Below are 17,096 nucleotides of genomic sequence, written 5' to 3' on the forward strand. Positions count from 1 at the left end.
TTGATTGTCCCTGATGTTACACTCTGGTTTTACGGAAGTGCAAATATTAGGGCGGCTTTGTTTCTTTGTCACCAACTATGGTTGCAAAGAAATAATGGCAGTGTAGTATCTAGCAATTTTGAGGAAGAAGTTCCTTCTGCCACTTCAATCAGCATAACTGTTACAACCTCAGGGGTGATCTGCCGTTGAATGTTGATAATTTTAAGATTTGTTGACTAATACCTTTTTGAAGAAGCGTTTTGTGTCTGCTTCAGCCCCATTCTTGTTTTTTCTCTGTCGCTGCGATGCTAATCTTTTTCTGGTTTGCTGACGAAGTTGCTGTGCTAGCAGTGTAGCTTCCCTTTCGGCTCGGAATAAATCAACTTTTCGCGTTGTCAAAATAAATGATTCGTCAGACTTTCGTTTCACCCAAGGGATGCTAACTGCGAAATACTGACAAATATTTTTGCATATCTCCTTTATCAAGAATGGGTAACGTTTTTGAGTATTCATTTTGTTAGCGATCGCTTTCAACTCTAATATCGCTGCTTCTAACTCTTGTGCCATCTGATTGATGCGTTCAACTTGTGTTATAAAACGCTCCTGTTCACTGATGATCTTTTTTTCTTGCGGTTGCAGTGGCACTATAGCAGTAGTTACAAATGTAGGCTGGAACAGCAAAATGGGCTTTTTGTCCGTGTCTTGGATTTTTTTCATACTACCTCAAGCAAGGCTAGCTGACTTTTAAAGCATTTTAGCAGCTATTTAGTATATTTGTACTATCAACGTCACCCCACCCCGGTTTTGTCTAAAAAACTGCCCCTCCCCTTACCAAGGGGAGGGGTTGGGGGTGGGGTAAAGAGTATGTGGGATAAGCAGCGTTTGAGCTTAAGTTGACACCAATGCACAGCTGTGCCAAACCACACACGGACAAATTAATTTGGAATAATTTATTTTTTGGAAGTCCTTTAATATGGAGTGCTAGTGCCTTCAATGAACTCAGGGGGCAACACATCACTAAACAATAATTGCTGTAACTCGACGCCTTCGGGACGGCTCCAATCCTTAACCAACTCAGCAATCAAAGTGATCGTAGCAGTTAGCACAACCCCAGAATCACGCATCCGTTGCCGTGCTAAATCTTCCGAGAGATGAAATGGTGAACCAGAAGCATCCATAACTGCTTGAACACTGTAGCCCTCGCGCACTGCGCTGATAGCCGGATAAACTAAGCAAACGTCCGTAGTTATGCCAGCCATAATTAAATTAGTACGATTTGTATCTTTGACTGCTTGAACAAAGTTCTTATCGTCCCAAGCATTTACAATACCTGCACGCTTGATTCTTACCTTGTAAGCTTCAGGTAGGCTTTGTGCTAAAGCAGTCATCAGCAAACCTTGAAACCGCTCCTCTTGGCTACTCGTCAAAACCACAGGTATCTTAAGTACCTTTGCCACTTTTGCAAGTGCAAGAGTATTCTTCTCTACCTCGGTCAGAGGCAAGTTTTTGATCAGCTTCATAGTGCCAACTTGATGATCAATCAGAAGCATAGCCGAGTTTTCTTGAGTGAAGTCAGAAAATTTCATTGTGCTGTTTTTTTAGTTGACCGTTGATATGATCTTAGAAATCTCTAGACTTATTCTGAAACGAACATCAAGCATTGCACAAGTAGGAACACAAGTGTACGTAGCATCTATCTTAAACATGGCTCAATCACCTCAAATCCTCAACGATCATCCTTATTTACGGCAGACACTTGAACTGGTTTCTGACAAATGGGTTACAGCAATCATCTACGTTCTATCCCAAGGTAAGAAACGGTATGGTGAGTTGCATAGAGAAATTGGAAACGTTTCACAACGAATGTTAACTCGTACTCTGCGTGATTTGGAGAGAGATGGTCTTGTGAAGCGTAAAGTTTATCCTACTAATCCTCCCACTGTAGAGTATTCCTTGACAGCGTTAGGAGAAACGTTAGTTGAGCCACTTCGGCTACTATGCCACTGGTCAATAAATCATTTTCATGAAGTAGAAACTGCCAGAGAAAGTAAAGGTTTTACTACTATTTGCAGTAACAAGTAGTTTGCCCATCCCCGAATTTTGGGATTTAATTTCCAGGTAAAGCTCAGGGGGCGTAAAAGTAAATCATCATTTAATATTTTAATGACTTGGCGATCGCTATTCCTGTTTTTTACCAAATAAGTAATACCAAACCGTCCCCTTCCCAATTCCCTTTCATAGCGATCGCTTGAGTTTAGAAATATTCCGTAAATGCATAGCGGTTTGTCGTTATATCACGTCTGGCTAATCACTATTCATGTTTTGACAAAACAACCTGCAAAAAGGAAAAAATTGAGTACAATTACTCATGCAAAATATGGGATGTAGGGGTGCAAAGGGCACCCCAGTATGAATTATTGCGTCAAAATCTGACGGGTTAAAATACTCATGATTTCATTGGGATTATCTGTTGGTAGTAGTGGACTCCAATCACCTACATTTGCATAGCCCAAAACATGCAACAAGTGAATGGTGCTGGTAACAGCTTTAGGTGAACCAATTAATAAATGTTTAATCCGTTCCCTTCTGGGTGATGAGTCTTGGAAAGATGAATGGAAAGGAGGTACGTCACCGCCTTGTCTGCGGAGAAACTGGGCTGGTTGTGATTTGGCGAACTTTTTTGATTGTGCCATGATAATATTTGACTCCGATTTTGGGGTTAAAAGAAGGCGATCGCAGACTCTTGCGCGAGGGCGATCGCCTTTCTTATGCTTCTATAATAGGGCATATTTTATACTTGTATAAATGCTTTTCTAAATATTTTTACATAGATTAAGCATGAGTAATCAGGGCGATCGCAGGGAATCTTCATCAACGAAGTGAGATAAAGGCGCACCGAGCTTCGCAAAAATTAAATAGAAGTTCGATATTGCAATCAAGCGAGAAGCGCGATATTGAATTTGGGCAGTCGTTTATTGAATTCGGGCAATTGTTTATTGAATTCGGGCGATTGTTTATTGAATTCGTAGAAAAAAGATAACATTTAAATAGCGATCGCTTGAGTTTTAGAGAAATATTGCTTAGACGCATAGCGGTTTGTCGTTAGACATCGCTCAACGTTGAACCAGAGGTTTAGGTCTTTGGCTGATTGGTATGAGAAAAACCCCGATTGATTTGTACTGTATGGGAAATGCGATTTCTTCGAGAATAGATAATATTCGATCGCAAGATATTGAAACTTACAAAGAAGATGGTGATACTTGGGTTGTTGCAGGCTCAGGCGGAATTTCGACGTTTGCAGTTCAGGGGGTTGGAAAAAATTGGTGGAAGCTGGATAGAGGAACTGATATTCCCAACGAACTTCGATTGGTGAATGATTACGGTAATCATTGGCTGTGGGAACCAAGCTACACTATGAGAATAGAAGATTATAAAACTGCATTGCGGTTAGTTGGTGAGGCATTTTACAAAGTCAATTAAGGGAGTTGTTGAACGTGAATTTTTCTCCTAAAGCAATTCGATTTATTGTTGAAGCACTAGAATATAGGATTGAAGCTTATCAAAAGCAATTAGAGAGAGAAAATTTGAATGATGATGAGGTTTCAGACATCACCAATGATATGATGTTTTTGGAATCATTGTCACAAGATTTAAAGAAGCAACTCTCAACGATTGCGCCATCCATTTTTTAAGTTAACCTAATAGACGAAAGAGCAATCAATCGCTCTGCGTTTAACCAAAAGCATAATCTAACTGTTATGAGAACCCCAGAGTCAATGTAAGTCTTTTTACGATTCACGGTATCCGCCCCGACGTTCGGCAAGCTCTTGTCCAATTTCTGCTTTGTTGAGTAATTTTATTCCAGAGGCAATCGCTCGCTGACGAATTTCCCACAGTTTCTTAGCTAAGGGCGTTTGGGGAATATATTCGGTAGGTGAGTCGGTATGTTTTAAATGTCAGTATTGCCATAGATAACCACCTTAAGCTCCTTAGCTTATTACAATAATATTTTGCCGCAATGCCAAAAATCATTACCACGGATGCAGAAAACGAACAAGCGATGTCAGAGACAAGCCGCTTTGCGTCTACGCACTCGCATTAACCTTAGAACATCGTCCCAATCGTACACCAGAAGAAGAAATGCTGTTGCAACTGTTGGTGACTTTAATTGAGCAGTTTGAAGAAACCCATTACCCAATTCTCCAAGGTACACCCAATTCGATGTTAATGCATCTGATGGACGCACGCGATACTACAAACGAAGCATTAGCTGAGGTAATTGGTTCATTGGAAATTGCCTTGCAAATTGTTAATGGCGATTCTCCTTCCCTTCGGGACGCTGCGCGAACGGAGACGCTTCGCGATCGCACCATTAGTAAAACTCAAGCAGAAGCGTTGGCGGACTATTTTAATGTAGATATCAGTTTATTTACTTAGCTTATCTTCCATAACAACACTCTTAAAACCAGTGCTTGGTATTGAGCCAAAAATTTAATATTTTGGTATGAGGTGAAAGGTGCGTAGATAGGTAGCGGCTTGTTGTTAGACATCGCTTTTCTACTCGATACAACAGCTACAAAATTTTTTGTCATTTAGCTTCTAGAGCTTGAGTAAGCTATGAACCTGGATTAAAAATCCTATGTCCTAACCATCCCCAACCCAAGCCTAGACTATAAGTGCCAGCTAAAATTAGAAAAGTATGAAATTTGCTAAAAGATTCTAGTAATTTATCTCCAGCCACAGCCCCAGCCACAGCCCCAGCCACAGCCACAGCCCCAGCCCCAGCCACAGCCGCAGCCACAGCCACAGCCGCAGCCACAGCCACAGACCCAGTCACAACCACAGTCCAAGCCCAAGCCCCAGCCACAGCCACAGCCACAACCACAGCCCCAGCCCTAGCCCCAGCCACAACCACAGCCCCAGCTACAGCCACAACCCAAGCCAAAATTATGTACAGAGCGTTTAACGCTGCCAACAGGTAGCCTATTAATAGGTAGCTTAATAATACACCAACTAACCAGCCCCAGGGAATAACTCTAGGTGATTTAATAGGTGGTTTATCATCTAAAATTGGCTCTAAGTTTGGCTTGGCTTTGGAACGAACAACTTCTTTTCTATAAACTGACTCAACGGGTGGTGGAGGCGTTGCTTTTGGTGCTTCTAGCATTGCCAACCATGCCTGCATCGATTGAGGGCGGTCTTTTGCTTCCAGCGCCATACCTTTGAGAATTGGCTGATTTAATCTGTTGCTAATGCTTGGATTAATTTGTTTAGGTGATTTCAGGGAAGCATTATCGAGCTTGCGAGCTAGAGAAGTTGTAGGGCGTTGACCTGTTACTGCATAATAAAGTGTAGCAGCCAAACAATAAACATCCACTGTTGGCTCACGACTACCTCTGCTCATCTGTTCATAGGGCGCAAACCCTTCATTACCTGCAATACCCTTTGAACTCAAAGTTTTAGGTAAAAGTTCTTTAGCGATTCCAAAGTCAATTAAGACGGCTTTGCCATTTCTCCGCACCATGATGTTTCCAGGATGGGCATCTCTATGTACTAAACCTGCTTGATGCACTACGCTCAAAGCTTCCCCAATCTGGCGGATGCAGGGTACAATCTCTGCTTCTGGTAAAGCCCCCCTACGCTTCACTGCCTCAAATAAATTTTCTCCTTCAACAAAGTCCATCACTAAACAGTGGGTAGCACCTTCCCGAAACAAATCAATTACTCCCACAATGTGAGGATGTGGGTCTTCTGATAAGCGTGCGAGTATTCGCCCTTCTTGGATAAATCTCTCTATGTACTTTTCATATTCCAGATCGTGACTGAGATATTCATTCGGTGTCTTAATTACAACTGTCTGATTTAGTTCAACATGCAAAGCCTTGTAAGTAATCCCAAATCCCCCCTGTCCCAGGACTGTCTCAATTACATATTTGCCACTTTGCAATTTCTGTCCTGCTATCCAGGGCATGAATACCTCTAAGTAAAAAATTACTTTAATGCAAGCATTTTAATGAGAGTTTAGCTAATTCTACGGTGTTTTGCTAGATGACGGACTAGGAGATACTGATGGTGGACTATTAGATGCAGGGGATTTTAATTTATCCATCACAGCACCCACCCCTGCAAGTAAGCCTCCTAAAGCTGCGATCGCCGCTATAACCACAGTCCAAAACTGAATTTTTTTATCCCAATTTGAGTTAGGTTTAGAGGGTATTGACGCAGGTATAGGAGTTTCCCCAGTCAGTCCCAAAGAATCGAGCCATTCTCGCATTGACTGCGATCGCTGTTTCGGGTCTAGTTTCATACCTGTTAAAATTGCTCGGTTTGTGCGATCGCTAATTAGAGGATTATGTTTTTTCGGTTCCACTAAAGGAGCATTGTCCACCTTACGTTTGAGCGCACTGACTGGTGTTTTTCCAGTCAGAAGTACATAAAGAGTTGCTGCTAAAGAATAGATATCGCTATATGCTCCAGTTGGTTTAGTATGTTGAGCATATAGCTCAGGCGGTGTAAATCCCTCAGAAGTTTCCTTAGTTCTACTTGTGGTTAAGATATGGTCGAAATCGAGAGCTAAACCAAAATCAATTAGCACCGCTTCCGGCTGTCCTTCTCGCACTCGCAAAAAGATATTTCCTGGATGTACATCTCGATGAATCAACCGATTTTCATGTACTTTAATCAGTGCTTCTCCAATTTGTTGAGTGTAGCGTAAAGCCTCTGATTCAGAAAGTATTTGTTGGCGACGGTCAGCTAAACTCACACCATCCACATATTCCATTACTAAACACCAGTGTTCTCCTTCTTTGAACGGTTCTGCAACTTGCACAATATGTTTGTGTTTACATTGAGTAAGTTTTACCGCCTCTTGCCAAAACATTGTTTCCAGTCGTCCGCGTTCCAACTGGTTCAGGGAATTTAGTAAATCGTCATTTAAGGTTTTAATGACAAAGCGATCGCCATTCCTATTTCTTACCAAATAAGTAATGCCAAAGCGTCCTCTTCCCAACTCTTTTTCAATGGTGTATTTTCCACCTTGCAAGCGATCGCCAGCTACCCAAGCCATCTTTGCAACTCCCAAAATGCTTAGATTAATTCTCACACAAGAGAGCCTTAATAACTTGAGCCTAGCTTTGTAGAAAGACTGCGATGTTTACGATGGGCTACGCCTACGCTTTTTTCTCTCTCTATTGCTAAACTAAAAACAACCTTTAGCTAGTGCAAAGGTAACTTATGACCTCTGCAACCAACCTCGATACCGATCTCACCCCATTTCCTGACCACACGCAGCTACCAGACTCTGACGGCACATTCGTGAAAAATTGGCAAGAACATCCCCAAAGTATCTTACTAACTGACTCAATTACACCCATTCTCCAGCAATTACATCCAGAAGGTCAATATTGTATAGGTCAGGACTTAGGTATTTACTGGCGGTTGACAGATCCTCGAGAGAAAGGAGCAGTAGCACCGGATTGGTTTTATGTAGGAAATGTCCCGCCCTTACTCGATGGATTAACGCGCCGTTCTTATGTATTTTGGCGAGAACACATCGCTCCATTAATTGTCTTAGAATTCGTCTCTGGTGATGGGAGTGAGGAACGAGATCAAACTCCTTGGAAGGGCAAATTTTGGATTTATGAGCAAGTAATTCGTCCTCCGTTTTATGGCATTTATGAAGTGAATAAAGCCAGTATAGAAGTGTATGAATTCATTGGTGGACAATACCAGTTATTAGCAGCAAATGAACGAGGACATTATCGTATACCTCCTTTAGGAGCGGAGTTAGGCATAAGGCTTGGAGTTTATCAAAACGTGGAATTGCCCTGGTTACGTTGGTGGGATTTGCAAGGTAATTTGTTGTTGACTGGCGATGAAAGAGCAGAACTTGAACGCCAACGTGCTGAACAGGAAAGCCAACGTGCTGAACAGGAAAGCCAACGTGCTGAACAGGAAAGCCAACGTGCTGAACAGGAAAGCCAACGCAATGAGATTCTGATTGCCCAATTGCGATCGCTTGGTGTGGAACCGGAAGCTTAAGTCTATTGCTAAACTAAAAACAACCTTTACCAGTGCAAAGGTAAGTTTATGACCTCTGCCATCAACCCCACTGACCTTACCCCTTTCCCAGACCACACGCAACTACCAGAGTCTGATGGCACATTTGTGAAAAACTTCCAGGAACATCCCCAAAGCATTTTCCTTACCGACTCGATTCAACCGATATTGCAAAAACTTCACCCTGATGGGCAATATTGTATTGGTCAAGATTGTGGCATCTATTGGCGGATGACTGACCCGCCAGAAAAAGGCGCAGTCGCACCAGACTGGTTTTATGTCGCCAATGTCCCGCCCTTATTCGACGGGCAAATACGCAGGTCTTATGTACTGTGGCGAGAATTTATTGCCCCATTAATTGCCTTAGAATTTGTCTCTGGAGATGGTAGTGACGAACGAGATCAAACTCCTTGGAAAGGCAAATTTTGGATTTATGAGCAAGTAATTCGTCTTCCGTTTTATGGCATTTATGAAGTGGATAAAGCCAGCGTAGAAGTGTATCACTTAATTGAGGGCAAGTATCAGCCATTACCAACAAACGAACGGGGACATTATCTCATACATCCTTTAGGCGTTGAGCTAGGTATCTGGCATGGAGTTTACCAAAATATGGAATTGCCCTGGTTACGTTGGTGGGATTTGCAAGGTAATTTGTTGTTGACTGGCGATAAAAGAGCAGAACTTGAACGCCAACGCGCTGAACAAGAACGCCAACGAAATGAGATTCTGATTGCTCAATTGCGATCGCTAAGTGTGGAACCAGAAATCTAATATTTTAGAATCAGGTTAAAACTGGTAGAGGTGGAATGTCTTGTTGTCAGACATTGCTCGGATTTTATCAGAGGCGATCGCTAAACAAAGTTTTATAATTTGTTCTGTTATTTGCTCTTTGTTACCTGTTTAGAGTCTGTTAGACTGAGAACCATAAGTAAAATCTCGTATATCTTGGGATTATGGAGCCAGTATCGCTGACAGCAGCTGCGATCGCCTCCCCCCAAATCCAGAATCAGCTAGTTTTGTGCAAAGCGTACCGTGATAAAACTGAAAAGCGCGATTGCCTAGACTAAAATTCATATTGAACTAAGTAAAAATGCCATTCGACTTACTCAAAATGAGCTTTTACTTTCTCAAACCCCAGTTTGCTTTCTCGTTTTGGTGTTTTCCGCAAGTAAAATCAGCTTTTACTTTCTCAAACCCCAGTTTGCTTTCTCATTTTAGTGTTTTCCGCAAGCAAAATAAGCTTTTACTTACTCAAAAGGAGCTTTTACTTTCTCAAACCCCAGTTTGCTTTCTCATTTTGGTGTTTTCCGCAAGCAAAATCAGCTTTTACTTTCTCAAACCCCAGTTTGCTTACTCATTTGAGTAATTCACGCATTCATTTTGGTATATCATTAAGCCGAAAGCTGGCGATCGCTCTAGAAAAGAAGTGTAAATGCAAGCGATGTCTACGCCTACGCACTTATGTGGTTGTGAATGATAAAGAGATACAGCCCCCGCAATAAAAAATCAGCTACGATAAATCATATAATTATCCTCACTAACACAGAAATGTTAATTACATACACTGCAAAATATACAAAAATTAATAGTGGATATATGGGACAACTCATTGAATGGCAAGAAGTCATTACAGAAGGAGAAACCCTAGAAGAATGCAGGGCTATGTTACAAGACGCAACCAAAGAAATGATTCTTGCCTATCGCCAACAAAATAAAGAAATTCCCATAGGTGGTTCTTTGCTCGAACAAATTCCTATAGAGGTTTGAGTGTGTCAGTCAAACGAAAAGAGCTAATTAAATACTTAGAACAAAATGGCTTTTATTTATTAAGGGAAGGAGGAAATCATTCAATTTATACTAATGATATAAAAACTCTTCCTGTAAGAGGTTGTTTGAAAAGGGTTGGCTTGAGCCTCAAGTATGACTCAGGGGTACACTCTCAAATCCCAAAACTCCGATTCTCTGGTAGCAGTTTCTTGGTAGCCAGGGTAGTGAAACATACGCTTGAGGACTTTTCAAACATCCTCTAAAACGGCATCGTACTATTGATCGTATTACTGCTAATGAAATATGTAAACAAGCAGGTTTATTACCTAATTTTTAACTACAAAGTGTAAATAGACAAGCGATCACCTAAAATTGTAATCTACTTCTTACTTATATGGGCAATCGCCTCACCCGGAAAGTTTCATTACTTACAGAAACAATTGCCCCAACCTCTAAATCTTCTTGACATTCACTTAAAACATTTGTCAAACGTTCATTAATTGCATCATAGTTGTCATTTCCTAATCTAAACAAAATAACACTCGGTAAACTATCTCCACTCACAGCTAAAAGTTGAGCAAAATCTAAATCTATAGTTAATAAAATTCTCCCTTCTGTCCGGGCTTTAATTAAAATCTCATTATCTGGTAGTCTTTGCAAACCTTCATCGCGTAAATGCACGACATCATAACCATCGCTACGCAACCAAGATACAGTACGTAGTGAAATTCCCATATCTACCAAAAACTTCATTTTACTGGTTAAGCAATTTTGAATGGATAAACCCGTTCTTGAGTCAACCACGCTGCATAAAGTAGAGATTGACGAATATCCTCTGCTTCTAAATCAGGATACTCTTCTAAAATTTCTTCTACAGGTTTTCCATTAGCTACCAAATTGACTAATAAAGAAACCGGAATTCGCATTCCGCGAATGCAAGCTTGTCCACCCATAATGCTAAGGTCAAATGTAATTCTGTCTAGACCTAACATAAAATTATCTCTCCAAAATCTCTCTCAAAAACTAACTTCAATCCACAGCAAAGGCTACCCTAGAAATCAGTATTACTCAAACCTTGAAGTTTCAACTATGATAGCCTCGCCCCAACAAAACTATCTCACTGCTGAAAAGTACCTCCAAATGGAGGAACAAAACCCTGTAAAACATGAATACATCAATGGCTACATTTACGCAATGGCTGAGGTGTTTGATGCACACGTAACCATTGCTGGAAACCTATTCGCTCTCCTCCGTAATCATCTGCGCGGTTTTGGTTGTCGTGTTTACATCGCTGACATGAAAGCCAGAATTGAATCTCTGAATCGCTTTTATTATCCTGATGTGATGGTTACTTGCGACCAACGAGATCGAGAAACGCCAGGTTATAAAAGATTTCCCTGTTTAATTGTCGAAGTTTTATCTAATTCTACCGAAGCCTTCGACCGGGGCGACAAATTCGCCGATTATCAAACCCTGGAAAGTCTGCAAGAATATGTTTTAATTAATACAAAACGTCAACGAGTTGAGTGTTTTCGACGCAATGAGCAAGGGTTGTGGGTTTTACAATCCTACACAGCAGAACATCAATCATTTCGACTTAACAGCGTGGATTTTGAGGAAACAATGGCAGCACTCTACGAAGATGTAGTTTTTGAATAATCAATTATGATGGGGCATTCGCCGCGATATTTAGTAAACTATATAACTGATAAGCCTTGAAGGCTTCCTTACCAGGCGGAAGCGTTGATGAAAGCAGGCACAATTGATTAAATAAAAAGTTATGGCGCTCATAGTTCAGAAATACGGTGGTACATCTGTCGGTTCGGTCGAACGTATTCAAGCTGTTGCACAGCGTGTTTATAAAACTGTTAAAGCTGGAAACTCTATTGTCGTAGTAGTTTCGGCAATGGGCAAAACCACCGATGGACTCGTCAAACTAGCTACTGAAATTTCTCCAAATCCTAACCGCCGGGAAATGGATATGCTGCTTTCTACTGGCGAACAAGTAACTATTGCCTTACTTAGTATGGCTTTGCAGGAACTCGGACAGCCTGCAATTTCCATGACTGGCGCTCAGGTAGGAATTGTTACTGAAGCTGAACACAGCCGCGCTCGGATTTTGCATATTGAAACTACTCGCCTAACTCGCCACATAAATGCAGGTAAAGTAGTAGTAGTAGCTGGCTTCCAAGGTATATCCAGCGTCGGAGAGATGGAAATTACGACTTTGGGTCGTGGTGGTTCCGACACCTCAGCAGTGGCGATCGCAGCCGCATTAAAAGCGAATTTTTGTGAAATTTATACAGACGTTCCAGGGATTCTCACTACAGACCCCCGCTTAGTTGCCGAAGCCCAGTTGATGGATGCGATCAGCTGCGATGAAATGTTGGAATTAGCTAGCTTGGGTGCAAAAGTGCTGCATCCCCGTGCTGTGGAAATTGCCCGTAACTATGGTGTTCCCCTTGTGGTTAGGTCTAGCTGGACTGATCAACCAGGAACTTGGGTGACATCAGCCAAACCCCAAGGGCGATCGCTAATCAATCTAGAAATTGCCCGTCCTGTAGATCATGTAGAATTTGACACTAACCAAGCAAAGGTCGCTTTGTTGCGCGTCCCCGACAAACCAGGTGTTGCAGCTAGATTATTTGGGGAAATTTCTCGGCAAAAAGTAGATGTAGATTTGATTATTCAATCAGTTCATGAAGGTAACAGTAATGACATTGCCTTTACGGTTACAACACCAATATTAAAACGGGCAGAAGCAGTAGCAACAGCGATCGCTCCAGCACTGAGGAGTCAATCTAACCCCAAATTTGACGAAGCCGAGGTAATGGTAGAACGTAACATTGCCAAAGTCAGCATCGCAGGTGCAGGAATGATTGGGCGTCCTGGTGTAGCTGCAAAGATGTTTGCCACATTAGCTGAAGCTGGCGTGAACATCCAAATGATTTCCACCAGCGAAGTGAAAGTAAGTTGCGTAGTCAATGCCGCCGAATGCGATCGCGCCGTTAGCGCACTCTGCACTGCCTTTGAGATCGAAGCAGGGAAAGAGAGGACAAGGGGACAAGGGGGACAAGGGGGACAAGGAAGAATCATTGAAGAAACTTCTCCCTTGTCTCCCCCCTCTCCCTTATCTCCTCCCTCTCCCCTGGTTCGAGGCGTCGCCCTCGATTTGAACCAAGCGCGTCTTGCGATTCGCCAATTGCCAGATCGTCCGGGGATGGCGGCGAAGTTGTTTGGACTATTAGCGCGACATAATATCAGCGTTGATATGATTATCCAATCTCAGCGCTGCCGGGTGATTGATGGTGTTCCCAGACGAGATATTGCTTTTACAGTCTCGCAGATAGACGGGGAAAATGCTAAAGAAATGCTTACCCAAGTAGCGGCAGAATTAGGATGGGGTGAAGTTGTTTTAGATCGTGCGATCGCTAAGGTGAGTATTGTCGGTGCAGGTATGGTAGGACAACCAGGTGTTGCTGCTAAAATGTTTGAAGCTTTAGCTCAACAACAAATCAATATTCAAATGATTGCCACTTCAGAAATCAAAATTAGTTGTGTTGTGGCGCAAGAGCAAGGTGTTAAAGCTTTGCAAGCCATTCATACAGCCTTTGAACTAGCTGGTAGCGAGAAATTTGTCGTTCCAGTATAAAACCTGAATCAATGAGCTTTCACCCTAAATCCCTCTCCCAAGCTTGGGAGAGGGACTTTGAAATATACACATGGCAGCAGCCCACGCATCGATCTCATAGGACTTACGCACACTCTACAATTCTTGGCGTTATTGGCAGTCTTGGCGGTTCGATAAATTAAGCTTTTTGGCGATTTTTGTGTAAGTCCTATCTCATTTGAAGTTGCTTACACCAGTTTTCATATATTTGAACCACATCTGTTCTAGGGGCACAAGGCCTTGCGCCCCTACCGCGTGGTCTATTTACCTGAAAATAGCTGTAATAAATAAATATTTACAGCAGTTTGCAAGTAAATGAGGTACAAAATGCAAGACTTAACATTAGATAAAAATAGTTTCTGCCTTTTGCCTATAACACGTAAGCTATAATCAAACAATTTATCAGACTATATTTATATTGATGAATAGTCATTTCCTAGATGGACATTATCAAATACTAAAAGTTCTCAAGGATAGGGAAAAAGAAAAAACCTATCTAGTTGAAGATGTTAATCTTCTTGGCAGCCAATTTATAGTAAAACAGTTACGTTCTTCTAGTAGCAATCCTCAAGCTTTAACAATTCTAAGCCGCTTGTTTGCCAATAAGGCAGCAACTTTAGAAAAGCTTGGACAGAAAAACGACCAAATCCAAAAGCTCATAACTTCTTTTGAAGAAAATGAAGAATTTTATATAGTCCAAGAATTCATACCCGGTAATCCTTTTACTGATGAAATTATCCAGGGACAACCTTTGAGAGAAGATGAAGTAATTAGTCTTTTGTCAGAGATATTAGAAATTTTGATCGTTGTACACAGCTATGGTGTGATTCATCGGAATATTAAACCAGCAAATATTATTCGCCGTGAATCAGATAAAAAGTTAGTTTTGGTTAATTTTGGTACTTTTAATGAAGCTATTAATAATACTGTTAATAATCTTGAATACATGCCTATAGAACAAATTAACGGCAACCTCAAATACAACAGCGATATATATGCTTTAGGTCTTGTTGCGATCGCAGCCCTAAAAGGTTTACCGACAAAGGAAATATCTAATTTACGAAGTCAGAAAAATAAGCTGACAGGTGAAATACTTTGGCGCGATAAAAATTTAAAAGTTAACAGAAAATTAGCAAAAATTATTAATAAAATGGTGCGTTTTGACTATCGTAAGCGCTACCAGTATGCAACCGAAGTTTTAGACGACCTGAAAAAGTTAATAAATGTTGATGACGATCAACAAAAACAGCATCAGAAAAAATTATTACTAATTCTAGCGGGGATAGCTGGCTGTATTACTCTTATTGTCACAGCGTGGCAATTGAGATCGCCAAAACTTGTAAGTGATGCCCAACAGACATTATACCAAGAGGGAGTAAATAAATATGAGTCAGGAAACTATGAAGGAGCAATTGCAGATTTCAATCAAATTATTGAATTAAATCCGCAAAACGCTTTAGCTTATAATCGGCGAGGTGATGCTTATTATCGATTAGGAGATTACGAGCAAGCACAAGCAGACTCTAGCCAAGCTATTTTACTCAATCCCCAAGATGCTAATGCCTATTTTGACCGAGGATTTGCTTTTTCGGAATTAGGCAAATACAAACAAGCGATCGCAGACTATACCCAAGCAATAAAGTTAAATTCCAAAGATGCTTATGTTTACTATGGACGAGGATTAGCTCGTGCTCAATCGAAGGATAATAAAGGCGCACTTGAAGATTTTAGCAAAGCGATCGCTCTCAAACCTCAGTATACCGAAGCTTACTTGCAACGAGGTATTCTCCACCGTCGTCTCAAACAAAGACTTGAAGCAATCCAAGATTTTGATAAAATAATTAAGATTGATCCTAGTGATGCTAAAGCCTATTATCAAAGGGGTTTAACTCAATCTGTTAATAAACAAAAATATGAAGCAATTAAAGATTACACAGATGCAATCAATATCAGTCCCAAATACATAGAAGCTTATCTGAATCGTGGTGATATTTACAGCGATCTGGGAAATCAAGTAGAAGCTACTGAAGATTACAACACTATTTTACAGCTCGATCCTAAATTTATTGCAGCTTATATTCACAGAGGTATTCACCGTTTTTCTTTTGGAGATTATAAAGGTGCTATTGAAGATTATACCGCAGCGCTGAAACTAGATACAAATAATATAGTAGCTTACAACAACCGTGGTAACGCTTATCTTGAACTGGGAAATAAAAAAGCTGCAAATCAGGATTATTCACGAGCGATCGCAATTAATCCTAACAATGCCTTAGCCTATTATAATCGGGGTGTGATTCGCACCAAGCAGAAAAATAAACCGGGTGCGATCATAGACTTCAAAAAAGCTGCAAAACTATTCCAACAGCAAGGGGAACAAGATAGTTATCAAGATGCACAGCGGGAAATTGCAATTTTGCAAAACAAATCAGCGCCAGCGCCAACTACTCGCCCAAAATCTGGGAAAATAGAAAAAAACTAAGTTACCACTCAATAATGTGTTTTATCTTACAATTTTACCATTAGTACTTTATCAAGCTTAATAGTAAGCACTTTAGTGCTTATAAAATAATAATTTTAGTCTTTATTACTTACGATGAGTCACAGTATTTTTTTACGACTCAATTAGGATTGCTATATGCTAACTCTCCTGACTTTTTATCCAGATAACTTGGAAATATTCACTAATAGGGATGTCGATACAGTACTGAAAAGAATTGATGGTTCTCATAATATTTGGTTGCGCTGTATTCACTTCCGCGATCGCACTGGAACAGCTAGAATTATTAAGCACTTTGGACTCAATCCATCTCGTGTTAACATGATTTTCAACCATTCACCTGTAGGAATTGATGAAAACGTAGAAGATTGTTTATTTGATAGCTATGAAATTCTAACTCCTCAAATCAAAAATAATGAGTTGGAGGTTGCACGGGGTAATATTATAGTTGGAAATAATTTTATTATAACTTTTTAGATCACTGAACTAAAAGTTTTCAATCTTTTAACTAATCATCTGCCAAAACGAACTCTAGATATTCAAAAGTTGGGAATTGACTATCTTTTTTATATTATTTTTAAATATATTTTGAATAATTACGAAACTGTATTTACCGATATTTCTAGAAAACTTGATGATTTAGAAGACGAAGTTTTAGACAATTCTGGTGATGAATCAACGTACCAGAAACTTGCCACAATGAGGCAATCTACTCGTTCTGGACGCCGTAATTTTCAAAGCATCAAGTTACTTATGGCTATTATGGATAATGAAGATTTCCAATGGGTCAGCCAGCCAGTGAAAGAATTATTTAATCAAGAACTGGTTCATCACGTTGATAAACTCTGGCAAGAATATCAAGCTTTGAGAGCCTGGATGTCAGAATTAATGGAAATTCAACGCGATAATATTGCTAGTAAAACAGGTGAACGAATTAATCGCCTGACTATCTTATCGACAATATTTTTACCAATTACTTTTATGTCTGGGTTCTATGGTATGAACTTTAAATATATGCCAGAGTTAGAACAACCTTGGGCTTATCCTGTAGTGATATGCATGATGGCATTAATTGTGATTGGCAGTATTATCTATGCCAAAAAACAACGTTGGTTGTAGTAA

20 protein-coding genes are annotated in these 17,096 nt (G+C 40.6%); 13 read left to right on the plus strand and 7 right to left on the minus strand.

The window, feature by feature from the left end:
* Window positions 1-201 precede the first annotated feature (201 nt).
* Both V7K56_RS34145 and V7K56_RS34150 read right to left on the minus strand, forming a co-directional pair.
* Window positions 202-696, minus strand: a complete 495-nt coding sequence (locus V7K56_RS34145) for a hypothetical protein (RefSeq protein ID WP_334918129.1) — start codon at window positions 694-696, stop codon at window positions 202-204.
* Window positions 697-947: 251 nt separating this feature from the next.
* Window positions 948-1,565, minus strand: coding sequence for an isochorismatase family protein (locus V7K56_RS34150; RefSeq protein WP_334918130.1), 618 nt, complete (start codon window positions 1,563-1,565; stop codon window positions 948-950).
* A 118-nt stretch (window positions 1,566-1,683) separates the two neighbouring features.
* Here V7K56_RS34150 and V7K56_RS34155 point away from each other — a divergent pair, with 118 nt between their 5' ends.
* Window positions 1,684-2,061: a winged helix-turn-helix transcriptional regulator gene (locus V7K56_RS34155; RefSeq protein ID WP_334918131.1), complete on the plus strand. Its 378-nt coding sequence runs from the start codon at window positions 1,684-1,686 to the stop codon at window positions 2,059-2,061.
* Window positions 2,062-2,393: 332 nt separating this feature from the next.
* Here V7K56_RS34155 and V7K56_RS34160 read toward each other — a convergent pair whose 3' ends face one another.
* Window positions 2,394-2,672 carry a hypothetical protein gene (locus tag V7K56_RS34160; RefSeq protein ID WP_334918132.1) on the minus strand — a complete coding sequence of 93 codons (279 nt, stop codon included), beginning with the start codon at window positions 2,670-2,672 and terminating at the stop codon, window positions 2,394-2,396.
* A gap of 460 nt (window positions 2,673-3,132) precedes the next feature.
* Between V7K56_RS34160 and V7K56_RS34165 the strand changes: the two genes are divergently transcribed.
* The 3 genes from V7K56_RS34165 to V7K56_RS34175 all read left to right on the plus strand — a co-directional run bounded on the left by V7K56_RS34165 (window position 3,133) and on the right by V7K56_RS34175 (window position 4,416).
* Window positions 3,133-3,459, plus strand: coding sequence for a hypothetical protein (locus tag V7K56_RS34165; protein WP_334918134.1), 327 nt, complete (start codon window positions 3,133-3,135; stop codon window positions 3,457-3,459).
* Window positions 3,460-3,473: 14 nt separating this feature from the next.
* Entirely contained in the window at window positions 3,474-3,671 is a 198-nt protein-coding gene (locus V7K56_RS34170) for a hypothetical protein (protein ID WP_334918137.1), read from the plus strand.
* A gap of 448 nt (window positions 3,672-4,119) precedes the next feature.
* Window positions 4,120-4,416: a helix-turn-helix domain-containing protein gene (locus tag V7K56_RS34175; RefSeq protein ID WP_334918139.1), complete on the plus strand. Its 297-nt coding sequence runs from the start codon at window positions 4,120-4,122 to the stop codon at window positions 4,414-4,416.
* Between the two features lie 178 nt (window positions 4,417-4,594).
* Here V7K56_RS34175 and V7K56_RS34180 read toward each other — a convergent pair whose 3' ends face one another.
* Complete coding sequence (locus V7K56_RS34180) at window positions 4,595-5,950, minus strand: serine/threonine protein kinase (protein ID WP_334918141.1); 1,356 nt, start codon at window positions 5,948-5,950, stop codon at window positions 4,595-4,597.
* Between the two features lie 60 nt (window positions 5,951-6,010).
* Complete coding sequence (locus tag V7K56_RS34185; RefSeq protein WP_334918143.1) at window positions 6,011-7,045, minus strand: serine/threonine protein kinase; 1,035 nt, start codon at window positions 7,043-7,045, stop codon at window positions 6,011-6,013.
* A gap of 167 nt (window positions 7,046-7,212) precedes the next feature.
* Here V7K56_RS34185 and V7K56_RS34190 point away from each other — a divergent pair, with 167 nt between their 5' ends.
* The 4 genes from V7K56_RS34190 (at window position 7,213) to V7K56_RS37365 (ending at window position 10,067) form a co-directional block, all read left to right on the plus strand.
* Window positions 7,213-8,019 carry a Uma2 family endonuclease gene (locus V7K56_RS34190; RefSeq protein WP_334918145.1) on the plus strand — a complete coding sequence of 269 codons (807 nt, stop codon included), beginning with the start codon at window positions 7,213-7,215 and terminating at the stop codon, window positions 8,017-8,019.
* A 48-nt stretch (window positions 8,020-8,067) separates the two neighbouring features.
* Complete coding sequence (locus tag V7K56_RS34195) at window positions 8,068-8,808, plus strand: Uma2 family endonuclease (protein WP_334918147.1); 741 nt, start codon at window positions 8,068-8,070, stop codon at window positions 8,806-8,808.
* A 777-nt stretch (window positions 8,809-9,585) separates the two neighbouring features.
* Window positions 9,586-9,804 carry a type II toxin-antitoxin system HicB family antitoxin gene (locus V7K56_RS34200; protein ID WP_334918227.1) on the plus strand — a complete coding sequence of 73 codons (219 nt, stop codon included), beginning with the start codon at window positions 9,586-9,588 and terminating at the stop codon, window positions 9,802-9,804.
* Between the two features lie 2 nt (window positions 9,805-9,806).
* Window positions 9,807-10,067, plus strand: coding sequence for a type II toxin-antitoxin system HicA family toxin (locus tag V7K56_RS37365; protein ID WP_442940366.1), 261 nt, complete (start codon window positions 9,807-9,809; stop codon window positions 10,065-10,067).
* Window positions 10,068-10,194: 127 nt separating this feature from the next.
* On the opposite strand, the gene V7K56_RS34205 is transcribed toward V7K56_RS37365, so the two are convergent.
* Both V7K56_RS34205 and V7K56_RS34210 read right to left on the minus strand, forming a co-directional pair.
* On the minus strand, window positions 10,195-10,557 hold the full coding sequence (locus V7K56_RS34205) for a DUF5615 family PIN-like protein (RefSeq protein ID WP_334918149.1): 363 nt from the start codon (window positions 10,555-10,557) through the stop codon (window positions 10,195-10,197).
* Window positions 10,558-10,565: 8 nt separating this feature from the next.
* Window positions 10,566-10,796: a DUF433 domain-containing protein gene (locus V7K56_RS34210; RefSeq protein ID WP_334918151.1), complete on the minus strand. Its 231-nt coding sequence runs from the start codon at window positions 10,794-10,796 to the stop codon at window positions 10,566-10,568.
* Window positions 10,797-10,893: 97 nt separating this feature from the next.
* Here V7K56_RS34210 and V7K56_RS34215 point away from each other — a divergent pair, with 97 nt between their 5' ends.
* From V7K56_RS34215 to V7K56_RS34235, 5 genes are all read left to right on the plus strand, one after another.
* Window positions 10,894-11,463: a Uma2 family endonuclease gene (locus tag V7K56_RS34215; protein ID WP_334918153.1), complete on the plus strand. Its 570-nt coding sequence runs from the start codon at window positions 10,894-10,896 to the stop codon at window positions 11,461-11,463.
* A 121-nt stretch (window positions 11,464-11,584) separates the two neighbouring features.
* Window positions 11,585-13,456, plus strand: coding sequence for an aspartate kinase (locus tag V7K56_RS34220; RefSeq protein WP_334918155.1), 1,872 nt, complete (start codon window positions 11,585-11,587; stop codon window positions 13,454-13,456).
* Window positions 13,457-13,895: 439 nt separating this feature from the next.
* Window positions 13,896-15,956, plus strand: coding sequence for a tetratricopeptide repeat protein (locus V7K56_RS34225; protein ID WP_334918158.1), 2,061 nt, complete (start codon window positions 13,896-13,898; stop codon window positions 15,954-15,956).
* Window positions 15,957-16,112: 156 nt separating this feature from the next.
* Window positions 16,113-16,451, plus strand: a complete 339-nt coding sequence (locus V7K56_RS34230) for a hypothetical protein (RefSeq protein ID WP_334918160.1) — start codon at window positions 16,113-16,115, stop codon at window positions 16,449-16,451.
* Window positions 16,452-16,511: 60 nt separating this feature from the next.
* The gene (locus tag V7K56_RS34235; protein ID WP_334918229.1) at window positions 16,512-17,093 is read left to right on the plus strand and encodes a magnesium transporter CorA family protein; all 582 of its coding nucleotides are present in this window, start codon (window positions 16,512-16,514) and stop codon (window positions 17,091-17,093) included.
* Window positions 17,094-17,096 lie beyond the last annotated feature (3 nt).

This window comes from Nostoc sp., from assembly GCF_036917535.1.
In the GTDB taxonomy this organism is placed as follows: Bacteria; Cyanobacteriota; Cyanobacteriia; order Cyanobacteriales; family Nostocaceae; genus Nostoc.

Bases quoted from the DNA above. Each gene is read 5' to 3' on its own strand.
- V7K56_RS34145 (WP_334918129.1), bottom strand. From the start codon at position 696: ATGAAAAAAATCCAAGACACGGACAAAAAGCCCATTTTGCTGTTCCAG.
- V7K56_RS34150 (WP_334918130.1), bottom strand. From the start codon at position 1,565: ATGAAATTTTCTGACTTCACTCAAGAAAACTCGGCTATGCTTCTGATT.
- V7K56_RS34155 (WP_334918131.1), top strand. From the start codon at position 1,684: ATGGCTCAATCACCTCAAATCCTCAACGATCATCCTTATTTACGGCAG.
- V7K56_RS34160 (WP_334918132.1), bottom strand. From the start codon at position 2,672: ATGGCACAATCAAAAAAGTTCGCCAAATCACAACCAGCCCAGTTTCTC.
- V7K56_RS34165 (WP_334918134.1), top strand. From the start codon at position 3,133: ATGAGAAAAACCCCGATTGATTTGTACTGTATGGGAAATGCGATTTCT.
- V7K56_RS34175 (WP_334918139.1), top strand. From the start codon at position 4,120: ATGCTGTTGCAACTGTTGGTGACTTTAATTGAGCAGTTTGAAGAAACC.
- V7K56_RS34180 (WP_334918141.1), bottom strand. From the start codon at position 5,950: ATGCCCTGGATAGCAGGACAGAAATTGCAAAGTGGCAAATATGTAATT.
- V7K56_RS34185 (WP_334918143.1), bottom strand. From the start codon at position 7,045: ATGGCTTGGGTAGCTGGCGATCGCTTGCAAGGTGGAAAATACACCATT.
- V7K56_RS34190 (WP_334918145.1), top strand. From the start codon at position 7,213: ATGACCTCTGCAACCAACCTCGATACCGATCTCACCCCATTTCCTGAC.
- V7K56_RS34195 (WP_334918147.1), top strand. From the start codon at position 8,068: ATGACCTCTGCCATCAACCCCACTGACCTTACCCCTTTCCCAGACCAC.
- V7K56_RS34200 (WP_334918227.1), top strand. From the start codon at position 9,586: ATGTTAATTACATACACTGCAAAATATACAAAAATTAATAGTGGATAT.
- V7K56_RS34205 (WP_334918149.1), bottom strand. From the start codon at position 10,557: ATGAAGTTTTTGGTAGATATGGGAATTTCACTACGTACTGTATCTTGG.
- V7K56_RS34210 (WP_334918151.1), bottom strand. From the start codon at position 10,796: ATGTTAGGTCTAGACAGAATTACATTTGACCTTAGCATTATGGGTGGA.
- V7K56_RS34215 (WP_334918153.1), top strand. From the start codon at position 10,894: ATGATAGCCTCGCCCCAACAAAACTATCTCACTGCTGAAAAGTACCTC.
- V7K56_RS34220 (WP_334918155.1), top strand. From the start codon at position 11,585: ATGGCGCTCATAGTTCAGAAATACGGTGGTACATCTGTCGGTTCGGTC.
- V7K56_RS34225 (WP_334918158.1), top strand. From the start codon at position 13,896: ATGAATAGTCATTTCCTAGATGGACATTATCAAATACTAAAAGTTCTC.
- V7K56_RS34230 (WP_334918160.1), top strand. From the start codon at position 16,113: ATGCTAACTCTCCTGACTTTTTATCCAGATAACTTGGAAATATTCACT.